General features: G+C 68.2%; 16 protein-coding genes. 13 read left to right on the top strand and 3 right to left on the bottom strand.

The window, feature by feature from the left end:
* Positions 1–154 precede the first annotated feature (154 nt).
* From AX690_RS09220 to dnaA, 3 genes are all read left to right on the top strand, one after another.
* Complete coding sequence (locus AX690_RS09220) at positions 155–943, top strand: enoyl-CoA hydratase (RefSeq protein ID WP_066682250.1); 789 nt, start codon at positions 155–157, stop codon at positions 941–943.
* A gap of 146 nt (positions 944–1,089) precedes the next feature.
* Entirely contained in the window at positions 1,090–1,365 is a 276-nt protein-coding gene (gene rpsT / locus AX690_RS09215; protein ID WP_004617408.1) for a 30S ribosomal protein S20, read from the top strand.
* Between the two features lie 403 nt (positions 1,366–1,768).
* Positions 1,769–3,244, top strand: a complete 1,476-nt coding sequence (gene dnaA, locus AX690_RS09210; protein WP_066682253.1) for a chromosomal replication initiator protein DnaA — start codon at positions 1,769–1,771, stop codon at positions 3,242–3,244.
* 79 nt (positions 3,245–3,323) lie between these two features.
* Here the strand turns inward: dnaA and AX690_RS09205 are convergent, their stop codons facing one another.
* Complete coding sequence (locus AX690_RS09205; RefSeq protein ID WP_066682256.1) at positions 3,324–3,935, bottom strand: alpha-ketoglutarate-dependent dioxygenase AlkB; 612 nt, start codon at positions 3,933–3,935, stop codon at positions 3,324–3,326.
* Between the two features lie 93 nt (positions 3,936–4,028).
* Here AX690_RS09205 and AX690_RS09200 point away from each other — a divergent pair, with 93 nt between their 5' ends.
* The 5 genes from AX690_RS09200 to AX690_RS09180 all read left to right on the top strand — a co-directional run bounded on the left by AX690_RS09200 (position 4,029) and on the right by AX690_RS09180 (position 15,903).
* On the top strand, positions 4,029–6,692 hold the full coding sequence (locus AX690_RS09200; RefSeq protein ID WP_066682259.1) for a M1 family metallopeptidase: 2,664 nt from the start codon (positions 4,029–4,031) through the stop codon (positions 6,690–6,692).
* A gap of 332 nt (positions 6,693–7,024) precedes the next feature.
* Positions 7,025–8,923 carry a molecular chaperone DnaK gene (gene dnaK, locus AX690_RS09195; RefSeq protein WP_066682261.1) on the top strand — a complete coding sequence of 633 codons (1,899 nt, stop codon included), beginning with the start codon at positions 7,025–7,027 and terminating at the stop codon, positions 8,921–8,923.
* A gap of 163 nt (positions 8,924–9,086) precedes the next feature.
* Positions 9,087–10,244, top strand: a complete 1,158-nt coding sequence (gene dnaJ / locus AX690_RS09190) for a molecular chaperone DnaJ (protein ID WP_066682263.1) — start codon at positions 9,087–9,089, stop codon at positions 10,242–10,244.
* A 101-nt stretch (positions 10,245–10,345) separates the two neighbouring features.
* Positions 10,346–13,060, top strand: a complete 2,715-nt coding sequence (mutS, locus tag AX690_RS09185) for a DNA mismatch repair protein MutS (protein ID WP_066682266.1) — start codon at positions 10,346–10,348, stop codon at positions 13,058–13,060.
* Between the two features lie 20 nt (positions 13,061–13,080).
* Positions 13,081–15,903 carry a [protein-PII] uridylyltransferase gene (locus tag AX690_RS09180; RefSeq protein WP_066682267.1) on the top strand — a complete coding sequence of 941 codons (2,823 nt, stop codon included), beginning with the start codon at positions 13,081–13,083 and terminating at the stop codon, positions 15,901–15,903.
* A gap of 8 nt (positions 15,904–15,911) precedes the next feature.
* On the opposite strand, the gene AX690_RS09175 is transcribed toward AX690_RS09180, so the two are convergent.
* On the bottom strand, positions 15,912–16,520 hold the full coding sequence (locus AX690_RS09175; protein WP_066682268.1) for a thioredoxin domain-containing protein: 609 nt from the start codon (positions 16,518–16,520) through the stop codon (positions 15,912–15,914).
* A 119-nt stretch (positions 16,521–16,639) separates the two neighbouring features.
* Here AX690_RS09175 and murJ point away from each other — a divergent pair, with 119 nt between their 5' ends.
* From murJ to trpS, 3 genes are all read left to right on the top strand, one after another.
* Positions 16,640–18,271 carry a murein biosynthesis integral membrane protein MurJ gene (gene murJ, locus AX690_RS09170; RefSeq protein WP_066682269.1) on the top strand — a complete coding sequence of 544 codons (1,632 nt, stop codon included), beginning with the start codon at positions 16,640–16,642 and terminating at the stop codon, positions 18,269–18,271.
* Between the two features lie 32 nt (positions 18,272–18,303).
* A complete protein-coding gene (locus tag AX690_RS23260) occupies positions 18,304–18,351 on the top strand; it encodes a hypothetical protein (RefSeq protein WP_197426819.1) in 48 nt (15 codons plus the stop codon).
* Positions 18,352–18,447: 96 nt separating this feature from the next.
* Positions 18,448–19,482, top strand: a complete 1,035-nt coding sequence (gene trpS / locus AX690_RS09165; RefSeq protein ID WP_066682270.1) for a tryptophan--tRNA ligase — start codon at positions 18,448–18,450, stop codon at positions 19,480–19,482.
* A gap of 172 nt (positions 19,483–19,654) precedes the next feature.
* Here the strand turns inward: trpS and AX690_RS09160 are convergent, their stop codons facing one another.
* Positions 19,655–20,923, bottom strand: a complete 1,269-nt coding sequence (locus AX690_RS09160; protein WP_066682273.1) for a cytochrome P450 — start codon at positions 20,921–20,923, stop codon at positions 19,655–19,657.
* A gap of 120 nt (positions 20,924–21,043) precedes the next feature.
* Between AX690_RS09160 and AX690_RS09155 the strand changes: the two genes are divergently transcribed.
* Positions 21,044–21,616 carry a NifU family protein gene (locus AX690_RS09155; protein ID WP_066682276.1) on the top strand — a complete coding sequence of 191 codons (573 nt, stop codon included), beginning with the start codon at positions 21,044–21,046 and terminating at the stop codon, positions 21,614–21,616.
* Positions 21,617–21,691: 75 nt separating this feature from the next.
* Positions 21,692–22,279, top strand: coding sequence for a malonic semialdehyde reductase (locus AX690_RS09150; RefSeq protein WP_066682280.1), 588 nt, complete (start codon positions 21,692–21,694; stop codon positions 22,277–22,279).
* The last annotated feature ends 67 nt before the right edge of the window (positions 22,280–22,346 follow it).

Raw genomic sequence — 22,346 nt, 5'->3', positions numbered from 1 at the left:
CAAAGAACTCCGGACGTCGTCCGGCGCTCCGCGTCCCTTTCCATCCCTTCAGCGGGAAACCGCGTGAGGCGGTCGCGGCGTGGCTGACGTTGCGTTGGGGCTCCCCAACCGCTTCCGCCCCTCTATAAAAGCGCCAACCCAGCAGGAGACCCCGATGGCCGACTACCAGACCCTGATCGTCGAGACGCCGCAAAGCGCTCCCGGCGTCGCCCTGATCCGCCTGAACCGGCCCGAGGCGCTGAACGCGCTGAACAGCCAACTTCTGGGCGAGCTGGCCCAGGCGCTGGCCGTGGTCGAGGCCGACGACGCCGTGGGCTGCATCGTGCTGACCGGCTCGGCCAAGGCCTTCGCCGCCGGCGCCGACATCAAGGAGATGTCGGACAAGACCTACGCCCAGATGTTCAAACAGGACTTCTTCACCGCCGGAGCGCGGGCGGTCGAGCAGTGCCGCAAGCCGATCATCGCCGCGGTGTCCGGCTACGCCCTGGGCGGCGGCTGCGAGCTGGCGATGATGTGCGACTTCATCCTGGCCTCCGACACCGCCAAGTTCGGCCAGCCCGAGGTCACGCTCGGCGTCACGCCCGGCATCGGCGGCACCCAGCGCCTGACGCGCCTGGTGGGCAAGTCCAAGGCCATGGACATGATCCTGACCGGCCGGATGATGGACGCGACCGAGGCCGAGCGCGCGGGCCTGGTCTCGCGGATCTTCCCGGCGGACGCGCTGGTGACCGAGGCCCTGGCCGTCGCCGCCAAGATCGCGGCCCAGTCGCCCCTGGCCGTCGCCATGAACAAGGAACTGGTCGAGGCCGCCTATGAGACGACCCTGACGACGGGCGTGGCGCTGGAGCGGCGCCTCTTCCACTCGCTGTTCGCCTTCGAAGACCAGAAGGAAGGCATGGCGGCCTTCGTCGAGAAGCGAAAGCCAAGCTTCAAGGGGATGTGATCGGGCCTGAAACGATTGCGTCATTCCGGTCCTCAGGAATCCGCCTGTGGACCGTTGACCCCGGGCGCCGCTTCCCGTATATCCGCGCGCTCTGTTTTCCCTGCTTCGCGGCCGCCCGCGCGGCTGTCCGTTTGAAGGTCCGATCCATGGCCAATAATCCCGGCGCCAAGAAAGCGATCCGCAAGATCGCTCGCCGCACCGAAGTCAACACCGCCCGCCGCTCGCGCGTGCGCACCTTCCTGCGCAAGTTCGAAGACGCGATCGCCAAGGGTGACGTCGCCGTCGCCAAGGCCGCTTTCGTCGAAGCGCAATCGGAACTGATGCGCGCCGTTTCGAAGGGCGTGGTTCATCCGAACACGGGCTCGCGCAAGGTCTCGCGCCTGGCCGCCCGCCTGAAGAAGCTGGACAAGGCCGCGGCCTAGTCCAGATTCTGGACGAACGTCGTTCGTCGAGCGAATTCAAGTATTTACGAAAGCCGGTCAGGGTTTCCTGGCCGGCTTTTGCTTTGAATCAAACGTTCTTTTCCTGGCGTTGCAAACTGTGATCTAGGACCCCTTTACGGGTATTCCCTTGCGGGGCGAGGCCCTCTCGCGAGTCAACAGAAATATCCGCGACCGGACGCAAGTTTTCCGTTTGACCAGCCTCCGCCGCTGGCTAGTTTAAGCGTCTCAACGCTTCTCCAGTCTTGGAAAAACAAGGCGGCGGCGGACCGATCGTGTTCGCCGAGTAAGAACCTGTGTGCGTTGAGGCTAACCGGTCGCGCGCCATGGGGGGCGGCGGCTGAAAGTGTTTGCGGCGGTTACTTTTTTGCGAGGCGGTGGACGAATGACGATGAAGGGTGGGGTGGCCAGCCAGGACTTCTCGGCGGCGATCGCGGCGGCTTGCGAGCCCGCGACGGCCGTCTGGTCTAAGGTGTGCGTGGCGTTGAAACGCGAGCTGGGCGACGCGGCCTTCGGGTCCTGGATCGCGCCCGCCGTTCTGCGCGAGGCCGCCGCTGGTGACATCGTCCTGGTGACTCCGACGGGCATCGCCCGCGACTGGATCCGTCGCAGCGCCTGGCGCCGCATTGGCGAGCTGTGGGCCGCCAACGACGCGACCGGTCGTCGCATCGATCTGAAGTCGCGTCTGGAGTTCGAAGCCCTGGCCGGCGCCTATGTCGAAGCGACCGCCAAGCCGGCCGCCGTGGCCGAGCCGTTCGAGATCGTGCTGCCGGTGTCGACCGACGCCCCCGCCGTGGCCCCGACCAGCGCCAAGTCGCCCCGCACCCAGGGGCTGCAAGAACGCTTCACCTTCGAGACCTTCGTCCCGGGGCCGGCCAACGAGTTCGCCCACGCCGTGGCGCGCCGGATCGCCAACTGGGCCGACGGCCACTTCAATCCCGTGCTGTTCCACGGCCCCTACGGCTTCGGCAAGACCCACCTGCTGAACGCCCTGGCCTGGGAAGCCATGCGCAACGCGCCGGAAAAGCGCGTGGTCTATCTGACCGCCGAGCGCTTCCTGTCGACCTTCGTGCGCGCCGTGATGGATCGCCAGACCGCGGCCTTCAAGGAAGAGCTGCGCGCCGCCGACCTCTTGATCATCGACGACGTCCACTTCATCGCCGGCAAGCAGTCGACCCAGGAAGAGCTGTTCCACACCCTGACCGCCCTGGTCGAGGAAGGCCGCCGCGTCGTGTTCTCGGCCGACCGTCCGCCGTCGGCCATGACCGAAATGGACGCCCACCTGCGCTCGCACCTGTCGGCGGGCCTGGTCTGCGGCCTCGAGCCGGCCGACCGTTCGCTGCGCTTGGGGATCCTGGAACGTAAGATCCAGACCTTGTCGGCCGCCCACGGTTTCGAGCCGACCATGCGTCCGGACGTGCTGCAATTCCTGGCCGACCGCTTCACCGACAGCGTCCGTGAGCTGGAGGGCGCCCTGAACACCCTGTCGGCCCGCGCCGGCGAAGGGCTGTCGCGCATGACCCTCGACGAGGTCCAGGCGATCCTGCGTCCGCACCTGCGGTCGGGCGAAAAGCGCATCACCATCGACGACATCCAGAAGGCCACCGCCGAGCACTACGGCATGAAGCAGGCCGACCTGCTCAGCGAGCGCCGCAACCGCGCCGTGGCCCGTCCGCGCCAGGCCGCCATGTGGCTGGCCAAGCAGCTGACCACCCGCTCGCTGCCGGACATCGGCCGTCGCTTTGGCGGTCGCGACCACACCACCGTGCTGCACGCCGTGCGCCGCATCGAGGCCCTGCGCGCCGAGGACAGCGCCCTGAACCAAGACCTGGAAACCATCACGCGCAAGCTGCGCGGCTGATCCGGGCGACGCCGGGATCGCGGTTTCCGGCAACGACATCCAGAGGGCCGCTCCGCGAGGGGCGGCCTTTTTGCTGGGATCAGCGCGCCCGCCTCAGGGTCAGGTTGATCCGGCCGCCGCCGGGAACCAGGCTGGACGAGCCGGGCAGGATGCGGTCGACGCCGTGAAAGGCCAGGCGCGCGGGGCCGGAAAGCCGGCAGACGTCGCCAGAGCTCAAGCGCAGGCTCCGGGTCGGGTCCTTGCGGCTGGTTCCGCCGATCCGGAACACCGCCGTGTCGCCCAACGAGATCGACAGCACCGGAAAGCGCGGGTCAGCCTCGTCGCGGTCCTGGTGCAGGCCCATTCGAGCGTCGCCGCGATAGAGATTGACCAGGCACGAGTCCGCTGGCGTTTGCGCATCGCCCAGCCGCGCCCACAGATCGCGCAGCGCGTCGGGCATCGCCGGCCAAGGCTGGTCCGTTCCTGGATGGCGGTCGGCGTAGCGATAGCCGGTCCGGTCGCTGACCCAGCCCAGAGGCCCGAACGCCGTCATGGCCGCGCTCATCGCCTTGCCCTGCGGCGTCTCGTACTGGGCGAACGGCGCCGTCTGGGCGGCCTCCAGGATGGTCGCGACCAACGCCTTCTGGGTTTCGAGGTCCAGGAAGCCTGGCCAGAGGTCGAACCCGGGCGTGACGGACAGCGGCTGCAACATTACGGATTATTAACGCGCGACGCAGGGGCGGAAGGTGTTGGTTCGCGCCGCCGGCTGAGGGGGCCGGATGAAATTTCCAATCTGGAAGCCAACATGCGTCGTCTCTTGTCCTCTACGGCCGCGGCCGTGATCCTTTTGGCCGCGGGAGGCGTTTCCGCCGCCCCCCCGGTCGCGACCGCTGGTTCGAAGGGCGCGACCTTCGCCACCGTCACCACCCAGCTGCCGCGCAACGTGCGGCCCTCGCACTATGATCTGGCCTTCACCCCCGACGCCGACAAGCTGAGCTTCAAGGCGCGGGTGAAGATTTCGATCGAGGTGGTCGAGCCGACCAGCACGGTGACCCTCCAGGCCGCCGACCTGACCTTCGACAAGGTCGAGATCGCCGGCTTCGGTTCGGCCAAGGTCAAGGTCGACGACGAGGCCCAGACGGCCAGCTTCACGTTCGCCAAGCCGTTGGCCAAGGGCAAGTACGTGCTGTCGATCGACTACGCCGGCAAGATCTACACCCAGGCCGCCGGCCTGTTCGCCCTCGACTACGAGACCGAGACCGGCAAGAAGCGGGCGCTCTACACCCAGTTCGAGAACTCCGACGCTCGCCGCTTCATCCCGTCGTGGGACGAGCCGTTCTACAAGGCCACCTACAGCGTCGAGGCGACGGTCCCGACCGGCCAGATGGCGCTCTCCAACATGCCGATCGCCGCGTCCAAGGACATCGGCGGCGGCAAGACGGTGGTGAAGTTCGCGACCTCGCCGAAGATGTCGACCTACCTGCTGTTCTTCGGCCTGGGCGAGTTCGACCGCGCCTCGGTCAAGGCGGCCGGCGTCGATGTCGGCGTCGTGACCAAGAAGGGCGACACCCCGAAAGCCGAGTTCGCCCTGAAGTCGGCCGCCGAAATCCTCCCCTGGTACAACGACTATTTCGGCACGCCCTATCCGCTGCCGGTGATGGACAACATCGCCGCCCCCGGCCAGAGCCAGTTCTTCAGCGCCATGGAGAACTGGGGCGCGATCTTCTACTTCGAATACGCGATGCTGCTGGACCCGAAGATCTCGACCGAGCGGGACAAGCAGAACGTCTTCACGACCGTCGCCCACGAGATGGCCCACCAGTGGTTCGGCGACCTGGTCACCATGGCCTGGTGGGACGACCTGTGGCTGAACGAAGGCTTCGCCTCGTGGATGGAGGGCCGGGCCACCGAGCACTTCCACCCCGAGTGGAATTCGGCGCTCGTCGCCGTCGCTGGCCGTGAATACGCCATGGGCCTGGACGCCCTGTCGACGACCCACCCGGTCGTCCAGCACGTGGAGACGGTCGAGCAGGCCAGCCAGGCCTTCGACGCCATCACCTACCAGAAGGGCGAGGCCGTCATCCGCATGCTGGAAAGCTATGTCGGCCATGACGCCTGGCGCGACGGCGTGCGCGCCTACATGAAGCAGCACGCGCATGGCAACACGGTCAGCGACGACCTGTGGCAGGCGGTCGAGACGGCGGCCAAGAAGCCGATCAAGGCCATCGCCCACGACTTCACCCTGCAGCCCGGCGTGCCGCTGATCACCGTCGACAGCGCGACCTGCGCGGCCGGCAAGACCACCCTGGCCCTGACCCAGGGCGAGTTCAGCAAGGACATGCCGAACAAGAAGCCGCTCACCTGGCGCACGCCGGTGACGGTCAAGGCGCTCGGAGATGAAAAGGGGGGCGGCGGCGAGGCCAAGACCCTGTTGACCGGCGGCAAGGGCTCGGTGACGGTCCAGGGCTGCGGCCCGGTCGTCGTCAACGCCGGCCAGAATGGCTACTTCCGCGTTCAGTACGGCCCCGAGCGCTTCGCGGGCATTGTCGCCAACTTCGCGAAGCTGCCGTCGATCGACCAGCTGGGCGTGATGAGCGACGCCTGGTCGATGGGCCTGGCCGGCTATCAGCCCGCCACCGACTTCCTCGACCTGGCCAAGGCCACGCCGGCCAACGCCGATCCGCAGGTGCTGTCCAAGATCGCCGGCGTCTATTCGACGATCGACGCCTACTACGAAGGCATGCCCGCCGAGCGCGCCGCGTTCCGCAAGCTGGCGATCGCCAAGCTGCGGCCGCTGCTGACCGCGGTCGGCTGGACCGCCAAGGCCGGCGAGCCGGACAACGTCGCCATCCTGCGCGCCAACCTGATCGGGACCCTGGGCGGGCTGGGCGACGCCGAGGTGGCGGCCGAGGCCATCCGTCGCTTCAACGCCGACAAGACCAACCCCAGCGCCATCCCCGGTCCGCTGCGCAAGACGATCCTGAACGTGGTGGCCAGGCAGGCCGACGCGGCGACCTGGGACGCCATCCGCGCCCAGGCTCAGGCCGAGAAGACCCCGCTGGTCAAGTCGCAGCTCTACATGCTGCTGGCCTCCACCGAGGAAGAAGCTCTGGCCAAGAAGGCTCTGGAGCTGGCCCTGACGTCCGAGCCCGGCGAAACCCTGTCCAGCAACATGATCTCGCGCGTGGCCGGCGAGTTCCCGGACATGACCTTCGACTGGGCCGTGGCCAACAAGGACGCCGTCAACGCCAAGGTCGACTCCAGCTCGCGCACCCGGTTCATCCCGGGCCTGGGCTCCGGCTCGTCGAACCCGGCCATGGCCGACAAGATCAAGGCCTACGCCGCGGCCAATCTGGCCGAGGGCTCGCGCAAGGAAGCCGAAAAGGCGGCCGCCTCGGTGCTGAACCGCGCCAAGATCCGCCAGGATCGCCTGCCGGCCATCACCGCGTGGGTCGCCAAGGCGGGCTAGCGCTACAAACGCCTAAAAGTTCAAGACTTTCAGCGGCCGCGCCTTTTGGGCGCGGCCATTTTTCTGTCGCAAGAAGCGAGATTCCCCCTCGCGCCATGGGGTTATGGTCTTGCACCCCGCTGGCTATCCCCCATATCCGGCTTCGAAGCGGGGTTGACGGGCTCGTCAACTTCGCACAACGCATTTTGCCCGTTCGACTTTCGTCGGTCGGGCAGGATGTGGAACGTAAACCCGAGAGAGTGCGAACCACGGGGACGGTACGAGAAAAACCGGGGCGCTTCTGAGAAGGCCCTTGTCACCGCCGTCCGCCTAAAGGAGCGACAGGTACGAAGATGAGCAAGATTATCGGCATCGACCTTGGCACCACGAACTCGTGCGTCGCCATCATGGACGGCAAGACCCCCAAGGTGATCGAGAACGCCGAGGGCGCTCGGACCACGCCGTCGGTTGTGGCCTTCCTGGAAGACGGCGAGCGCCTGATCGGCCAGCCCGCCAAGCGCCAGGCCGTGACCAACCCGACCAACACGCTGTTCGCGATCAAGCGCCTGATCGGCCGCACCGCCAGCGACCCGGTGGTCGAGAAGGACAAGGGCATGGTGCCCTACGAGATCGTCAAGGGCCCGACGGGCGACGCCTGGGTCCGGGCGCACGGCAAGGACTACAGCCCGCAGGAAGTCTCGGCCTTCATTCTGCAGAAGATGAAGGAAGCCGCCGAAGCCCACCTGGGCGAGCCGGTGACCAAGGCGGTCATCACGGTTCCGGCCTATTTCAACGACGCCCAGCGTCAGGCGACCAAGGACGCCGGCAAGATCGCCGGCCTGGAAGTCCTGCGGATCATCAACGAGCCGACCGCCGCGGCCCTGGCCTATGGCCTGGACAAGGACAACAACAAGAAGATCGCCGTCTACGACCTGGGCGGCGGCACGTTCGACGTGTCGATCCTGGAAATCGGCGACGGCGTCTTCGAGGTGAAGTCGACCAACGGCGACACCTTCCTGGGCGGCGAGGACTTCGACCTGCGGATCGTCGACTACCTGGCCGACGAGTTCAAGAAGGAGCAGGGCGTCGACCTGCGCAAGGACAAGCTGGCCCTGCAGCGCCTTCGTGAAGAGGCCGAAAAGGCCAAGAAGGAACTGTCGAGCACGGCTCAGTACGAAGTGAACCTGCCGTTCATCAGCATGAACGCGTCGGGTCCGCTGCACCTGAACATCAAGCTGTCGCGCGCCAAGCTGGAAGCCCTGGTCGACGACCTGATCGCCCGCACCATCGGTCCGTGCGAACAGGCCCTGAAGGACGCCGGCCTGAAGAAGAGCGATATCGACGAAGTGATCCTGGTCGGCGGCATGAGCCGCATGCCCAAGGTCCAGCAGGCGGTGCAGGACTTCTTCGGCCGCGAGCCGCACAAGGGCGTGAACCCCGACGAAGTCGTGGCGCTGGGCGCGGCCGTCCAGGCCGGCGTGCTGCAAGGCGACGTCAAGGACGTGCTGCTGCTGGACGTGACCCCGCTCACCCTGGGCATCGAGACCCTGGGCGGCGTGTTCACCCCGCTGATCGAACGCAACACCACGATCCCGACCAAGCGCTCGCAGACCTTCTCGACCGCCGACGACAACCAGTCGGCCGTGACGATCCGGGTCTTCCAAGGCGAGCGTCCGATGGCCGCCGACAACAAGATCCTGGGTCAGTTCGACCTGGTCGGCATCCCGCCGGCGCCGCGCGGCGTGCCGCAGATCGAGGTCACCTTCGACATCGACGCCAACGGCATCGTCCAGGTTCACGCCAAGGACAAGGCGACCAACAAGGAACACTCGATCCGCATCCAGGCCAATGGCGGCCTCTCGGACGCGGATATCGAGCGCATGGTCAAGGAAGCCGAGGCCAACAAGGCCGCGGACGAGAACAAGAAGAAGCTGGTCGAGGCCAAGAACCAGGGCGAGGCCATCGTGCACTCGACCGAGAAGGCCCTGGCCGAGCACGGCGACAAGGTCGGCGCGGCCGAGAAGACCGCGATCGAGACCGGCCTGGCCGACCTGAAGTCGGCGCTGGAAGGCGAGGACGTCGAGGCCATCCAGGCCAAGACCCAGGCGCTGATCCAGGCCTCGATGAAGCTGGGCGAAGCCATGTACGCCGCTCAGCAAGGCTCGGCCGAGGGCGGTGACGCTCAAGGCCAGGACGATGGCGTGGTCGACGCCGAGTTCGAAGAAGTCGACGACAACAAGCCGGCGGCTTAAGCACCGCCATGCGCGCGCCGCGGAACATTCGCCTAACGATCGTTCCGCGGCCGCGACCTTCCGTCTCGGGACCTGAGAGCGCCTTGCGCCGGGTCCTGGGTCATCCCACCTCTTCCTCTATCAACGCCACTTTCGTGGGCCTTTTGGGCGCCAGACGCTGACAATGCGCGACTATTACGAAATTCTCGGCGTGACCCGGACCATCGACGAGGCTGGTCTGAAGTCCGCGTTCCGCAAGCTGGCGATGGAACACCACCCCGACCGCAACGGCGGCTGCGAGAACGCGGCCGGGCGGTTCAAGGAAATCAACGAAGCCTATTCGGTCCTCTCGGACCCCCAGAAGCGCGCGGCCTATGACCGCTTCGGCCATGCCGGCGTCAACGGTCCGCAAGGCGGGCCGGGCGGGTTCGGCGGCCAGGGCTTCGACGCCAGCGACATCTTCAACGACGTGTTCGGCGACGTCTTTGGGGAGATGTTCGGCGGCGGCCGTCGCCAGTCGAACGGTCCCCAGCGCGGCCAGGACCTGCGCTACGACCTGGAGATCTCCCTCGAGCAGGCCTATGCGGGCGCCGAGGTCGAGATCACCGTTCCGGCCGCCATGACCTGCGAGACCTGCGAGGGTTCGGGCGCCAAGCCGGGCACCAGCCCCACGGTCTGCGGCGCCTGCGGCGGCGCCGGCCGGGTCCGCGCCACCCAAGGCTTCTTCGCGGTCGAGCGCGGCTGCCCGCGCTGCGGCGGCTCGGGTCGTCTCGTGCTGGACCCGTGCACCAGCTGCAACGGCCACGGCCAGGTGCGGCGCGAGCGCATTCTCTCCGTCCGCATCCCGGCCGGCGTCGACGACGGCGCCCGGATCCGCCTGGCGGGCGAGGGCGACGCCGGCGCGCGCGGCGGCCCGCGCGGCGACCTCTACATCTTCCTGTCTGTGACCCCGCACGAGTTGTTCGAGCGCGACGGCCTCGATCTGCTCTGCACCGTGCCGGTGCCGATGACGACCGCGGCCCTGGGCGGTGAGATCGACGCCCCATGCCTGCTGGGCGGCGAGAACTGCGACGGCAATTGCAAGATCAAGGTCCAGGTGCCCGAAGGCGCCCAGACCGGCAAGACCGTCCGCCTCAAGGGACGCGGCATGCCCTCCCTGCGCAGCCGTCAGCGGGGCGATCTGGTGGTCGAGCTGTTCGTCGAGACCCCGACCCACCTCTCCGCCCGCCAGAAGGAGCTGCTCAGGGAGCTGGCCGGCCTGTGCGGCGAGAAGCAGAACCCCAAGTCCGCCAACTTCGTCGGCAAGGCTAAGCGCTTCTGGGAAGAGGTCACGGGGAACTAACACCTCCCCGTCGCCATCCCCGAACTTTGGGCCCTCTGTCCCCGGAAAACCTTAACGCCGCCCCTTAACGGGAGTCGCGACGCTCTGTAGTTTCCGGGACGATGAACGCCCACACGACGCCCTCTGCCGCCACGCTCGACCCCACCGGCGCGACGCCGGTGATGGCCCAGTTCTTCGAGATGAAGGCGCGCCAGCCCGATGCGCTGATCTTCTTTCGCATGGGCGACTTCTACGAGCTGTTCTTCGACGACGCCTACAAGGCCGCCGCGGCGCTGGGCATCAGCCAGACGTTCCGGGGTACGCACAACGGCCAGCCGATCCCGATGGCGGGCGTGCCGCAGCACGCGGCCGAGGCCTATCTCTCGAAGCTGATCCGCCTGGGCTTCAAGGTCGCCGTCTGCGAGCAGATGGAAGACCCCGCCGAGGCCAAGAAGCGCGGCTCCAAGTCCGTCGTCCGCCGCGACATCGTCCGCGTGGTGACGCCGGGCACCCTGACCGAGGACGGCCTGCTGGACGCCCGGGGCGCCAATCGTCTCGCCGCCGTCGCCATCCGGGCGGGCCAGGCGGCCGTCGCCTCGGTCGAGCTGTCGACCGGCGAGGTCGAGGTCTTCGCCCTGGCCAAGGAGGCCGTGGCGCCGATCCTGGCGGCCCTGGCCCCGTCCGAGACCCTGGTCGCCGACCGCCTGCTGTCCGACGACAGCCTGTCCCAGACCCTGAAGATCTGCGGCGGCCTGGTGCAGCCGATGCCCTCGGCCCTGTCCGAGCCGCAGGCGTCCGAGACCCGCGTGAAGCGGCTCTATGGCGTCGAGACCCTGGACGGCTTTGGCGGCCTGTCGCCGGCCGAGATCGGGGCCCTGGGCCTGATCGCCGCCCACCTGGAGATGACCCAGGCCGGCAAGCTGCCGGCCCTGCGCGCGCCCCGGCGGGCCGCCGATGCGGACGTCATGGCCATCGACCCGGCCACGCGCGGCAGCCTCGAGATCGACCGCACCCAGACCGGCGACCGCAACGGCTCGCTTCTGGCCGCCATCGACCGCACGGTGACCGCCGGCGGGGCCCGCATGCTGGCCTCGCGTCTGGCCCGCCCGTTGCTGGACCCCGCCGCCATCGACCAGCGCCTGGACGCGGTGGAATGGTTCGTCGAGCACCGCCAGCTGCGCCAGCGCCTCCGGGAAGTGCTGAAGGGCGCCGGCGACATGGCCCGCGCTCTGTCGCGGCTGGCCCTGGGCCGAGGCGGTCCCCGCGACCTCGGCTGTATCCGCGACACCCTGAAGTGCGGCGAGCGTCTGGCCGGCATGGCGGGCGGCTCGCCCGACCCGCTGTCGCCGCCGCCGTTCGAGCTGGAGCATGCGTTCAAGGCCCTGACGCCGTCGCTGCACGAGGGCCTGTCGCAGTTCCTGAACACGCTGGAGCAGGGCCTCGGCCCCGACCTGCCGGCCCTGGCGCGCGACGGCGGCTTCGTGGCGGCGGGCGTCCGGCCCGAGCTCGACCAGGCGCGCACCCTGCGCGACGACAGCCGCAAGGTCATCGTCGCCATGGAGGCTCAGCTGACCGCCGAGAGCGGCGTGCCGCTGAAGATCCGCCACAACGGCGTGCTCGGCTATTTCGTCGAGGCCACCGCCGGCAAGGCCGATCCGCTGTTCCAGCCGCCGCTGAACGCGACCTTCATCCACCGCCAGACCCTGGCCAACCAGGTGCGCTTCACCACGGTGGAGCTGGCCGATCTAGACGCCCGCATCGCCCAGGCCGCCGAGCGGGCGCTGGCCATGGAGGTCGCCGCCTTCGAGGACTGGCGCGAGCAGGCCCGCCTGCTGGCCGACGCCATCCAGATCGCCGCCGAGGCCCTGGCCCGGATCGACGTCGCCTCGGCCCTCGCCGAATGGGCCGAGGACGCCGGCGCCGTGCGGCCGATCGTCGACAAATCCTACGCCTTCGACGCCAAGGGGGCCCGCCACCCGGTGGTCGAGGCGGCCGTGAAGCGGGCGGGCGAACCCTACACGCCCAACGACTGCTGTCTGGACGCCTCGGGGGAGGGCGGACCGCGCCTGTCGATCGTCACCGGTCCGAACATGGCCGGTAAGTCGACTTTCCTGCGCCAGAACGCCTTGCTCGCTATTCTCGCCCAGTCCGGCTGCTACGTGCCGGCCGCCAGCTTCCGGCTGGGCGTTGTCGACCGCCTCTTCTCGCGCGTCGGAGCCGGCGACGACCTGGCCCGCGGCCGCTCGACCTTCATGATGGAGATGGTCGAGACCGCCGCCATCCTGACCCAGGCCGGACCGCGCAGCCTGGTGATCCTGGACGAGATCGGCCGTGGCACGGCGACCTATGACGGTCTGGCCATCGCCTGGGCCTGCGCCGAGGCCCTGCACGACGTCAACCGCTGCCGGGCCCTGTTCGCCACGCACTATCACGAGTTGGCGACGCTGGAGGAGCGGATGAGCTTCGTCTCGAACCTCTCCCTGCGCGCCAAGGAGTGGAACGGCGACCTCGTCTTCCTGCACGAGGCGGTGTCGGGCCCCGCCGACCGCTCTTACGGCGTGCAGGTCGCCAAGCTGGCCGGCGTGCCCATGCCGGTCGTGGCCCGCGCCCGCGAGGTGCTGGATCGCCTGGAGACCAAGGACCAGTCGCCGGCCAAGCTGGACGACCTGCCGCTGTTCGCCATGAGCCAGGCCGTCGCCTCGACGTCCATGGGGGCGCCCGCCAAGGCGGCGCCCAGCGCGGTCGAGACCACGCTGGAGGATCTCGACGTTGACGGCATGAGCCCGCGCGAGGCCTTGGAGGCGCTCTATCGTCTTAAGGGTCTGCTCAAGACCTAGCGCGTAACCATATAAGCCTCATGCCCCGTCGCCTTCGCCCCACCCGCCTGGAACACGTCGTCGACGGTCACGCCCTTCGCGCGCGTCTCTCGGCCGCCGCCCTCGACTCGATCGGCAACGAGGCCGAGCAGCGGTCGCGGGCTATCGAGATCCTCAAGCAGGCGCTGTTTCGCGGCCGGATGATCGCCAAGGAGCGGCTTGAAAACGGGGCCAGCGGCGTCGAGACCGCGCGGCTGATCTCGGGCGTCACCGATGAGGTGATCACCGCCCTTTACGACTTCACCACGGTGCACATCTTCCGGGCCCGCAACCCCACGGAGGGCGAACGCCTGTGCCTGATGGCGGTCGGCGGTTACGGCCGGGGCACCCTGGCGCCGTTCTCGGACATCGATCTCCTCTTCCTGCGGCCCTACAAGCAGACGCCGCACGCCGAGAGCGTGATCGAGTACATGCTCTATGCGCTGTGGGATCTGGGCTTCAAGGTCGGCCACGCCTCGCGGACGATCGAGGAGTGCGTGCGCCTCTCGAAGGAAGACTACACGATCCGCACCTCGATCCTGGAGGCCCGCCGCCTGACCGGCGACGAGCGCCTGGCCGAGGACCTCAAGCGCCGTTTCCGCGACGAGGTGATGAAGGGCACCGGCGCCCAGTTCGTCGCCGCCAAGCTGAAGGAGCGCGACGATCGCCAGGCCCGCGCCGGCGCCAGCCGCTACATGGTCGAGCCCAACGTCAAGGAAGGGAAGGGCGGTCTTCGCGACCTCCACACCCTGATGTGGATCGCCGAGTACCTGCACCCGGTCGACCGTCCCGAGGACGTCTTCAAGCTGGAGGTGTTCTCGACCCGCGAGACCAAGGCCTTCATCCGCGCCTTCGACTTCCTGCACGCGGTGCGGGCTCACCTGCACTTCACCACCGGCCGGCCCGAGGAGCGCCTGACCTTCGACCTGCAGCCCGAGATCGCCCGCCGCATGGGCTATGGCGACCGGGGCGACGCCCCGGCGGTCGAGCGGTTCATGCGCCGCTACTTCCTGATCGCCAAGGAGGTCGGGGCCCTGACCCGCGCCTTCTCGGCCAAGCTGGAGGCCGAGCACTTCAAGCACGAGCCCAAGGGCATTTCGCGGTTCCTGCCGGGCGGCAAGCCCAAGCGGAAGGCGCTGGAGGTCAAGGGCTTCTTCGAGGACAACGGTCGCCTGAACATCGAAGGGCCCGAGATTTTCGAGGCCGATCCTGTCAACCTGATCCGCCTGTTCAAGATCGCCGACGAGCGCGACCTCGACCTGCACCCCGACGCCTTCACGGCGGTGACCCGCGGCCTGCATCTGATCACCTCGAAGGTCCGCCGCGACCCCGAGGCCTGCCGGGCGTTCCTGGACCTGTTGGCGCGGGGCAAGCGCAGCTATCGCACCCTGACCCTGATGAACGACGCCGGCGTGCTGGGCCGGTTCATTCCAGAGTTTGGCCGCGTCGTCGCCCAGATGCAGTTCAACATGTACCACTCGTACACGGTGGACGAGCACACCCTGCGGGCGGTCGGCATCATCGGCGACATCGCCGCCGGACGCCTGGCCGACGACCACCCGCTGGCCGTCTCGATCATGCCTCTGATCGAGGATCGCGAGGCCCTGTTCCTGGCCATGCTGCTGCACGACACCGGCAAGGGCGGGGTCGGCGGCCAGGAGAAGGCCGGGGCGCGGTCGGCCCGCAGCGCCTGCGAGCGCCTGGGCGTCGAGCGCAGCAAGGTCGAGCTGGTCGCCTGGCTGGTCGAGAACCATCTCGTCATGAGCGACTTCGCCCAGAAGCGCGACGTGTCCGATCCCGGCACGGTCGCGGCTTTCGCGCGGATCGTCGAGAATCCCGAGCGTCTGCGCCTTCTGCTGGTTATCACCGTCGCCGACATCCGCGCCGTGGGGCCGGGCGTCTGGAACGGCTGGAAGGGCCAGCTGCTGCGCGAGCTCTACAACGCCACCGAGGCGGTGTTCCGCGGCGGGCGGGGCAGCGACGCCGCCGCCAACGTCCAGCGCCACCAGGAGGCCGCCGCCGAAACCGCGCGCGCCGCCCTGCTGGAGGCGGACCCCGACGCCAGAGGCTGGGTCGCGGCGATGGAGAACGCCTATTTCAGCGCCTTCTCCCAGGAAGACCTTCTGGAGCACGCCGTTCTGGCGCGCCGAGCGGCCGCCCAGGGCGGCGCGGCGGCCGAGGGACGCGTGCGCTCCGGCCACAACGCGTCCGAGATCGTGGTCGCGGCCAAGGATCGCCAAGGCCTGTTCGCGGATCTGGCCCTGACCATCTCGTCCCTGGGCGGCAACGTGGTCGGCGCGCGGGTCTTTACCTCGCGCCAGGGTCAGGCGCTGGACGTCTTCTATGTGCAGGACGTGACGGGCGCGCCGCTGGGCTGCGAGAACCCTCGCGCCCTTCGTCGCCTCGCCGACGCCCTGGAGGCGGCCGGCAAGGGCGAGCCGCTCGTTGTGGAGCCGCGTCGGGGCGCCGAGCAGGCCCGCGCGGCGGCCTTCGCCATCGCGCCCAGCGTCACGGTCGACAACGACGCCTCGGATGACGCGACCGTGGTCGAGGCGTCGGGCCGAGACCGTCCCGGCCTGCTGCACGCCCTGGCCAAGAGTCTGGCCGACAGCGGCCTGTCGATCCAGTCGGCCCATATCGACGGCTATGGCGAGCGGGCGGTCGACGCCTTCTATGTCCAGACCGCGCGGGGCGAGAAGATCACCGAGACGCGCAAGATCAACGCGCTGAAGGCCGGCCTGCTGGACGCGCTGGAGCAGAATGAGGCCGGCGCGCCCGCCGCCCGGCCGGGCCTGCGGCGCGCCCGCGCCAGCGTGGCCCGGTAGACGCGAGGCTACTTGCCGGCCGCTTCGATGGCCGCGTCGATCTCGGCCAGCGAATGATAGCCCGGCTCCATCTTGCGGCCGTTGATCTCGAAGGTCGGGGTGGCGGTGACGTCGTTCTCGCGCGCGTTGCGCTCGACCCGCGCGTTCAGCGCCTTGATCTGGGCTTCGTCGGTCACGCACTGGGTGAACTGGTCTTCGCTCATGCCCGACGACTTGGCGATCTCGAGCAGGGTCTCGCGGGGGGTGTCGAACACGCCGGGCTGGCTGGCGAACACGGCGTCGACGACGGGGAAGTACTTGTCCTTGCCGGCGCAGCGCGCCAGCAGGAAGCCCGCTGAGGCCACCGTCAGTTCCGAGCCGCCGCCGACCAGCATCTCGCGGAACACGTAGCGCACCTTGCCGGTGTCGATATATTTGGCCTTGAACGCCGGATAGACCTCACTCTGCCACTTCGCGCAGACCGGGCAGCCGACCGAGGCGTATTCGACCACGGTGATCTTGGCGTCCTTGTTCCCCAGGCTCATGTCGTCGGCTGTCGCGCCCGAGGCGGAGGGCTTGTTGCAGGCGGACAGGGCCAGGCTGGCGAGCATGGCGGCGGCGAGGGCGAGACGGCGCATCGAGTTTCGAACCTTTGGTTTAGCGGCGCGCCATCAAAGGGAGGATCGGCGGCCGGGTCAATCGCCGACAGGCGGCGCCCGCCCTTGACGCCTCTGGCCCAAACGCCCAGAAGCCGCTCGTGACCGACGCCGCCGCTCCCGCCCCCGCCGAACAGCCAAAAGCCCCCAAGAAGGGCGGCTTGCTCAAGTCTTCGGCGATCTATTCGGGCCTGACCCTGGTCAGCCGGTTCATGGGCTTCGCGCGCGATCTGGCGGTCTCCTATCGCATGGGCGCCAGCGCCACGCCGGCGGCCGACGCCTACAACGCCGCCCTGGCGTTTCCGAACCTGTTCCGCCGCTTCTTCGCCGAGGGCGCCTTCGCCGCCGCTTTCGTGCCGGCCTACGCCAAGTCGCTGCAGCGCGACGGCGAGGAGAAGGCCGACATCCTGGCCGCCGACGCCATGGCGACCCTGGCGGCCTCGACCATCGTCATCACCGTCGTCTGCCAGTTGGCCATGCCGTGGCTGATGATGCTGATCAGCCCGGGCTTTGGCTGGGGCACCGAGAAGTACAAGCTGGCGGTGCTGCTGACCCAGATCACCATGCCCTATCTGCCCTGCATGGCGATCGTGGCGCACCTGTCGGGCGTGCTGAACGCCCGCGACCGCTTCATCCTGTCGGCCGGCGCGCCGATCCTGCTGAACATCGCCACCCTGGCCTTCATCCTGCCCCAGACGACGGCGGTTGGGGCGGCCCAATGGGGCTCTGTCGGGGTGGTCGTGGCGGGCGTCGCCCAGGCCGCCCTGCTGGTCTGGGGCGTCAACAAGTCGGGCGCCAAGGTCCATTGGCGACTGCCGCGCCTGACGCCGGAAGTGCGCGAACTGATCGGCAAGGCCATTCCCGGGGCGCTCGCCGCCAGCGCCACCCAGGTCAACATCTTCATCTCCGGCAACCTGGCCAGCCACGTGCCCGGCGGCCGGACCTGGCTGGCCACCGCCGACCGCCTGTACCAGCTGCCGTTGGGCCTGGTCGGCGTGGCGATCGGAGTCGCCCTGCTGCCGCGCCTGTCGCGGGCGGTGAACTCCGGCGATCGCGAGGACGCCCAGAGCGCCATGGACCAGGGGATCACGCTCGCCATGGCCCTGACCTTGCCGGCGGCGGCGGCCCTGGTCGCCATGCCCGGCTTCCTGTCGGACGGCCTCTATACGCGCGGGCAGTTCACGGCCTTCGACGCCAGCCAGACGGCGGCGGCGCTGTTCTTCTACGGCCTGGGGACCCCGGCCTTCGTGCTGCAGCAGCTCTATTCGCGGGCCTTCTTCGCGCGCGGCGACACCAAGAGCCCGATGCGCTTCGCCCTGGTCTCGGTGGCGGTGAACATCATCGTCGGCATCGTCCTCTTCAAGCTGATCGGGGTGAAGGGCATCGCCGCCGCCACGGCCATCGCCTCGTGGCTGAACGTCGCCCAGATGGCCGTCGTCCTGGGCCGCAACGGCGAGTATGGCCCCTCGACCCAGACCTGGTCTCGCTTGTCGCGGATCCTGCTGGCGAGCCTCGGCATGGGGGCCCTGATGGCGGCGGCCTCGCACTATCGCGACCTGATCGAGGCGCCGCTGCGCGCCATGGGCCTGACCGGCCACGCGATCGGCGCCAAGGAGTTCGCCCTGGCGCTCACTTGCCTGGCCGGCGTGGCGGTCTATCCGCCGCTGCTGTTCCTGTTCGGCGGGGTCAAGCCGGCCGAGCTGAAGGCGGCCTTAAGGAGGGGCAAGGCTTGATCCGCGCGGGGGAGGGCGCTAACCAGCGGGCCATGGCTTCGATCGGTCTCCTCGCGCCGCGATGGCGCGGCTCCAACTGACCCTGATCCCCGCGCCCCTCTCTTCGGATTTGGCGCGCGGTTCGCGCCTCCGTGCGCTCGCCATCCTTTTCGCATTCGACAGCAAGGCTTAGAGCCATGACCGACCAAGCTCCCGTCACCTATGCGGGTCCGTCCCGCGTGCTTTCGGGCGTCCAGCCCTCGGGCGCCCTGCACCTGGGCAACTATCTCGGCGCGCTGGTGAAGTTCACCCGCCTGCAGCACGAGATCGACACCTTCATCTTCGTGGCCGACCTGCACGCCATCACGGTCTGGCAGGACCCCGCGGCTCTCGCCCAGCAGACCCGCGAGATCGCGGCGGCCTACATCGCCTCGGGCCTGGACCCGGACAAGGCGACGATCTTCCCGCAGTCGGCCGTGCGCGAGCATGCCGAGCTGGCCTGGATCTTCCAATGCGTGGCCCGCCTGGGCTGGCTGGACCGCATGACCCAGTTCAAGGAGAAGAGCGGCAAGCACAAGGAGCGCAGCTCGGTGGGTCTCTACACCTATCCGGTGCTGCAGGCCGCCGACATCCTGATCTACAAGGCCACCCACGTGCCGGTCGGCGAGGACCAGAAGCAGCACCTGGAGCTGACCCGCGACATCGCCGGCAAGTTCAACCACGACTTCGGCATGCCGGGCTATTTCCCGCTGCCAGAGCCTCTGATCCAGGGGCCGGGCGCGCGGGTCATGAGCCTGCGCGACGGCTCGGCCAAGATGAGCAAGTCCGACCCGTCGGACTATTCGCGCATCAACCTGACCGACGACGCCGACGCGATCGCCGCCAAGATCAAGAAGGCCCGCACCGACCCCGAACCGCTGCCGGAAACGGTCGAGGAGCTGGCCGCCCGCGCCGAGGCCGACAACCTGGTCGGCATCTTCGCCGCCCTGGCCGGCAAGACCAAGGCCGAGGTGCTGGCCGAATATGCGGGCAAGGGCTTCGGAACCTTCAAGCCGGCCCTGGCCGAGCTGGCGGTCGAGAAGCTGGCCCCGGTCGGCGAGAAGATGCGCGGCCTGCTCGGCGATCCGGCGGTGCTGGACGCCATCCTGGCCAAGGGCGCGGAAAAGGCCCGCGAAGCCGCCGCCCCGACCCTGGCCGAGGTCAAGAAGCTGGTCGGCTTCTGGGGGGCTTAGGGTTCAGAGGCCCCTTCTCCCCTTGCGGGAGAAGGTGGCCCGAAGGGCCGGATGAGGGGTTGTCCAAACGAAAATCGCCGCGACGGCGGCAAGCCAGTCGCGGCGGTCTCTTTCCTCGACCCCTCACCCGACCCGCTGCGCGGGTCACCCTCTCCCGCAAGGGGAGAGGGATTTAGATCCGCTCCGGAATCCGCACCATCATCCGCTCGTAGCCCTTCACGAAGGTCGAGTAGACGCGCTTGGGCTCTTCCAGCACCTCGATCTTCGGGAAGCGCTTGAGGATCTCTTCCCAGACGATGCGCAGCTGCATCTCGGCCAGGCGGTTGCCGACGCAGCGGTGGATGCCGAAGCCGAACGACAGGTGGCGGCGGGCGCCGGGGCGGTCGATGATGAACTTGTCGGCGTCCTCGATCACCGTGTCGTCGCGGTTGCCCGAGACGTACCACATGATGACCTTGTCGCCCTTCTTGATGGTCTGGCCCGAGAGCTCGTAGTCCTCCAGCGCCGTGCGGCGCATGTGGGCCAGCGGCGTCTGCCAGCGGATGATCTCCGAGACCATGTTCGGGATCAGGCTGGGATCGGCGCGCAGCTTGGCCTCTTCCTGCGGGTTCTTCGACAGGGCGTAGAGGCCGCCGGTGATTGAGTTGCGGGTCGTGTCGTTGCCGCCGACGATCAGCAGGATGACATTGCCCAGGTACTCCATCGGCGGCATGTCGCGGGTGGCCTCGCCATGGGCCAGCATCGAGATCAGGTCGCTGCCGGGCTCGGTCTGGTTGACCCGCTCGTTCCACAGATTGGTGAAATAGGCGAGGCACTCCAGCAGCTCGGCGCGGCGGGCCTCCTCGCTCTCGACCAGACCGCTTTCCGGCGAGGCGGTGGCGACGTCGGACCAACGGGTCAGCTTGCGGCGCTCTTCCCAGGGGAAGTCGAACAGGGTGGCCAGCATCTGGGTGGTCAGCTCGATCGAGACCCGGTCGACCCAGTCGAACGGCTCGTTGATCGGCAGGTCGTCCATGATGCGCTGCACGCGCTCGCGGATGATGCCTTCCAGCCGAGCCAGGTTTTGCGGCGAGACGATCGGGCTGACCGTCTTGCGCTGGATGTCGTGCTTGGGCGGGTCCATCGCGATGAACATCGGCAGGACGAAGTCCTCGTCGAAGTTCCGGATGGTGATGCCGCCGAGGTGGGCGTCGGACGAGAACACCTGGTGGGTCGTGTCCACCGTCATGATGTCGTTGTAGCGGGTGATCGACCAGTAAGGCCCGGTCTCCTCGTCGCCCTTGGAATAGTGGACCGGCGCTTCCTTTCGGAGGCGCTCGAAATAGGGCCACATGGCGTCGGCCTGGAACAGGGCCGGGTCTGCCACGTGCATGTCTTCCAGCGGCGTGGCGTAAGCCCGCGCGCGCGCGGCGTCCTTCAGGTCGACCGAACCGTCGCTCATGTGATCCTCCCGCAGATCGTTGTTCCGCGTATCACGCCAGAAAATGACGCCTGTGTCACTTTCTTTGTTGGCGCATGACCCGGTCTTGCGTCACGAGGCCGCGAGGTCCATTTCAGGCGCATGTTCATCCAGACCGAAACCACGCCCAATCCCGAGGTGCTGAAGTTCCTGCCCGGCCGCGAAGTGCTGGGGGAGGGCGCGCGCGAGTTTCGCACGGCCGAGGAGGGCGAGGTCTCGCCCCTGGCCAAGGCGCTGTTCGACCTTGGCGACGTCACCCGCGTGTTCTTCGGCCCCGACTTTCTCACGGTGACCAAGGGCGAGGCCGCCCAGTGGCCGCACCTGAAGGCGCCGATCCTGGCGGCCATCATGGACCACTTCACCAGCGGCCGGCCGCTGCTGCTGGACGCCGAGCAGGCCGGCGGCCACGACGAGGGCGACTATGACGAGGAGACCTCGCAGATCGTCGCCGAGATCAAGGAGCTGCTAGACACCCGCATCCGTCCGGCCGTGGCCCAGGACGGCGGCGACATCGTCTTCTCGCGCTTCGAGCCCAAGACCGGCGTCGTCTGGCTGCATATGCGCGGCGCCTGCTCGGGCTGCCCGTCCTCGTCGGCGACCTTGAAGTCCGGCGTCGAGAACATGCTCAAGCACTATGTGCCGGAAGTGACCCGCGTCGAGCAGACCCTGGGCTGATCGCCGGCTTGCGCCGGGCCGGGGAAGGTCATATTGTAACTGTCAAAGTTGCAAATAGCCTTCTGAGGATCGCTGATGTCCAAGCTCGACACGCCCGCGCTCGCCCAACTGTTCACCGAAGCTCGCACCCGTAACGGCTGGAAGACCGATCCCCTTCCGGAGAGCCTGCTGCGCGAGCTTTATGACCTGGTGAAGTTCGGCCCGACAGCGGTGAACTCGACGCCGGCGCGCTTCGTGTTCGTGACGAGCCCCGAGGCGAAGGCCAAGCTGGCGGCGTTGTCGTCGGGCTCCAACGGCAAGAAGATTCTCCAGGCGCCGGCGACCGTGATCATCGGCTACGACCTGGATTTCCCGGAAACCCTCGACACTCTTTTCCCGCACGCGCCCGGCGCCAAGGACTGGTTCGGCGACGCGGCGGGCCGCGAGGCGACCGCCTTCCGCAACAGCTCGCTGCAGGGCGGCTACTTCATCCTGGCGGCGCGCGCCCTGGGCCTGGATACCGGTCCGATGTCTGGCTTCGACAACGCCGCCGTCGACGCTGAGTTCTTCGCGGGCGCGAACATCAAGAGCAACTTCATTGTGTCGATCGGCTACGGCACGGACGAGGGCCTATTCCCGCGTAATCCGCGTCTCGCCTTCGACGCGGCGGCGAAGATCCTCTAGTCCAGTAAGCACGTCCCGTCGCCAGCTCGCGACAGGCGAGGTGGCGACGGGCGCGCTTGCGCGGTAA

The organism is Caulobacter sp. CCH9-E1 (assembly GCF_001556515.1).
In the GTDB taxonomy this organism is placed as follows: Bacteria; Pseudomonadota; Alphaproteobacteria; order Caulobacterales; family Caulobacteraceae; genus Caulobacter.
The sequence above is the reverse complement of the archived record's forward strand: the minus strand, read 5'-3'. Positions and strand labels throughout refer to the sequence as shown.

Bases quoted from the DNA above. Each gene is read 5' to 3' on its own strand.
- AX690_RS09220 (WP_066682250.1), top strand. From the start codon at position 155: ATGGCCGACTACCAGACCCTGATCGTCGAGACGCCGCAAAGCGCTCCC.
- rpsT (WP_004617408.1), top strand. From the start codon at position 1,090: ATGGCCAATAATCCCGGCGCCAAGAAAGCGATCCGCAAGATCGCTCGC.
- dnaA (WP_066682253.1), top strand. From the start codon at position 1,769: ATGACGATGAAGGGTGGGGTGGCCAGCCAGGACTTCTCGGCGGCGATC.
- AX690_RS09205 (WP_066682256.1), bottom strand. From the start codon at position 3,935: ATGTTGCAGCCGCTGTCCGTCACGCCCGGGTTCGACCTCTGGCCAGGC.
- AX690_RS09200 (WP_066682259.1), top strand. From the start codon at position 4,029: ATGCGTCGTCTCTTGTCCTCTACGGCCGCGGCCGTGATCCTTTTGGCC.
- dnaK (WP_066682261.1), top strand. From the start codon at position 7,025: ATGAGCAAGATTATCGGCATCGACCTTGGCACCACGAACTCGTGCGTC.
- dnaJ (WP_066682263.1), top strand. From the start codon at position 9,087: ATGCGCGACTATTACGAAATTCTCGGCGTGACCCGGACCATCGACGAG.
- mutS (WP_066682266.1), top strand. From the start codon at position 10,346: ATGAACGCCCACACGACGCCCTCTGCCGCCACGCTCGACCCCACCGGC.
- AX690_RS09180 (WP_066682267.1), top strand. From the start codon at position 13,081: ATGCCCCGTCGCCTTCGCCCCACCCGCCTGGAACACGTCGTCGACGGT.
- AX690_RS09175 (WP_066682268.1), bottom strand. From the start codon at position 16,520: ATGCGCCGTCTCGCCCTCGCCGCCGCCATGCTCGCCAGCCTGGCCCTG.
- trpS (WP_066682270.1), top strand. From the start codon at position 18,448: ATGACCGACCAAGCTCCCGTCACCTATGCGGGTCCGTCCCGCGTGCTT.
- AX690_RS09160 (WP_066682273.1), bottom strand. From the start codon at position 20,923: ATGAGCGACGGTTCGGTCGACCTGAAGGACGCCGCGCGCGCGCGGGCT.
- AX690_RS09155 (WP_066682276.1), top strand. From the start codon at position 21,044: ATGTTCATCCAGACCGAAACCACGCCCAATCCCGAGGTGCTGAAGTTC.
- AX690_RS09150 (WP_066682280.1), top strand. From the start codon at position 21,692: ATGTCCAAGCTCGACACGCCCGCGCTCGCCCAACTGTTCACCGAAGCT.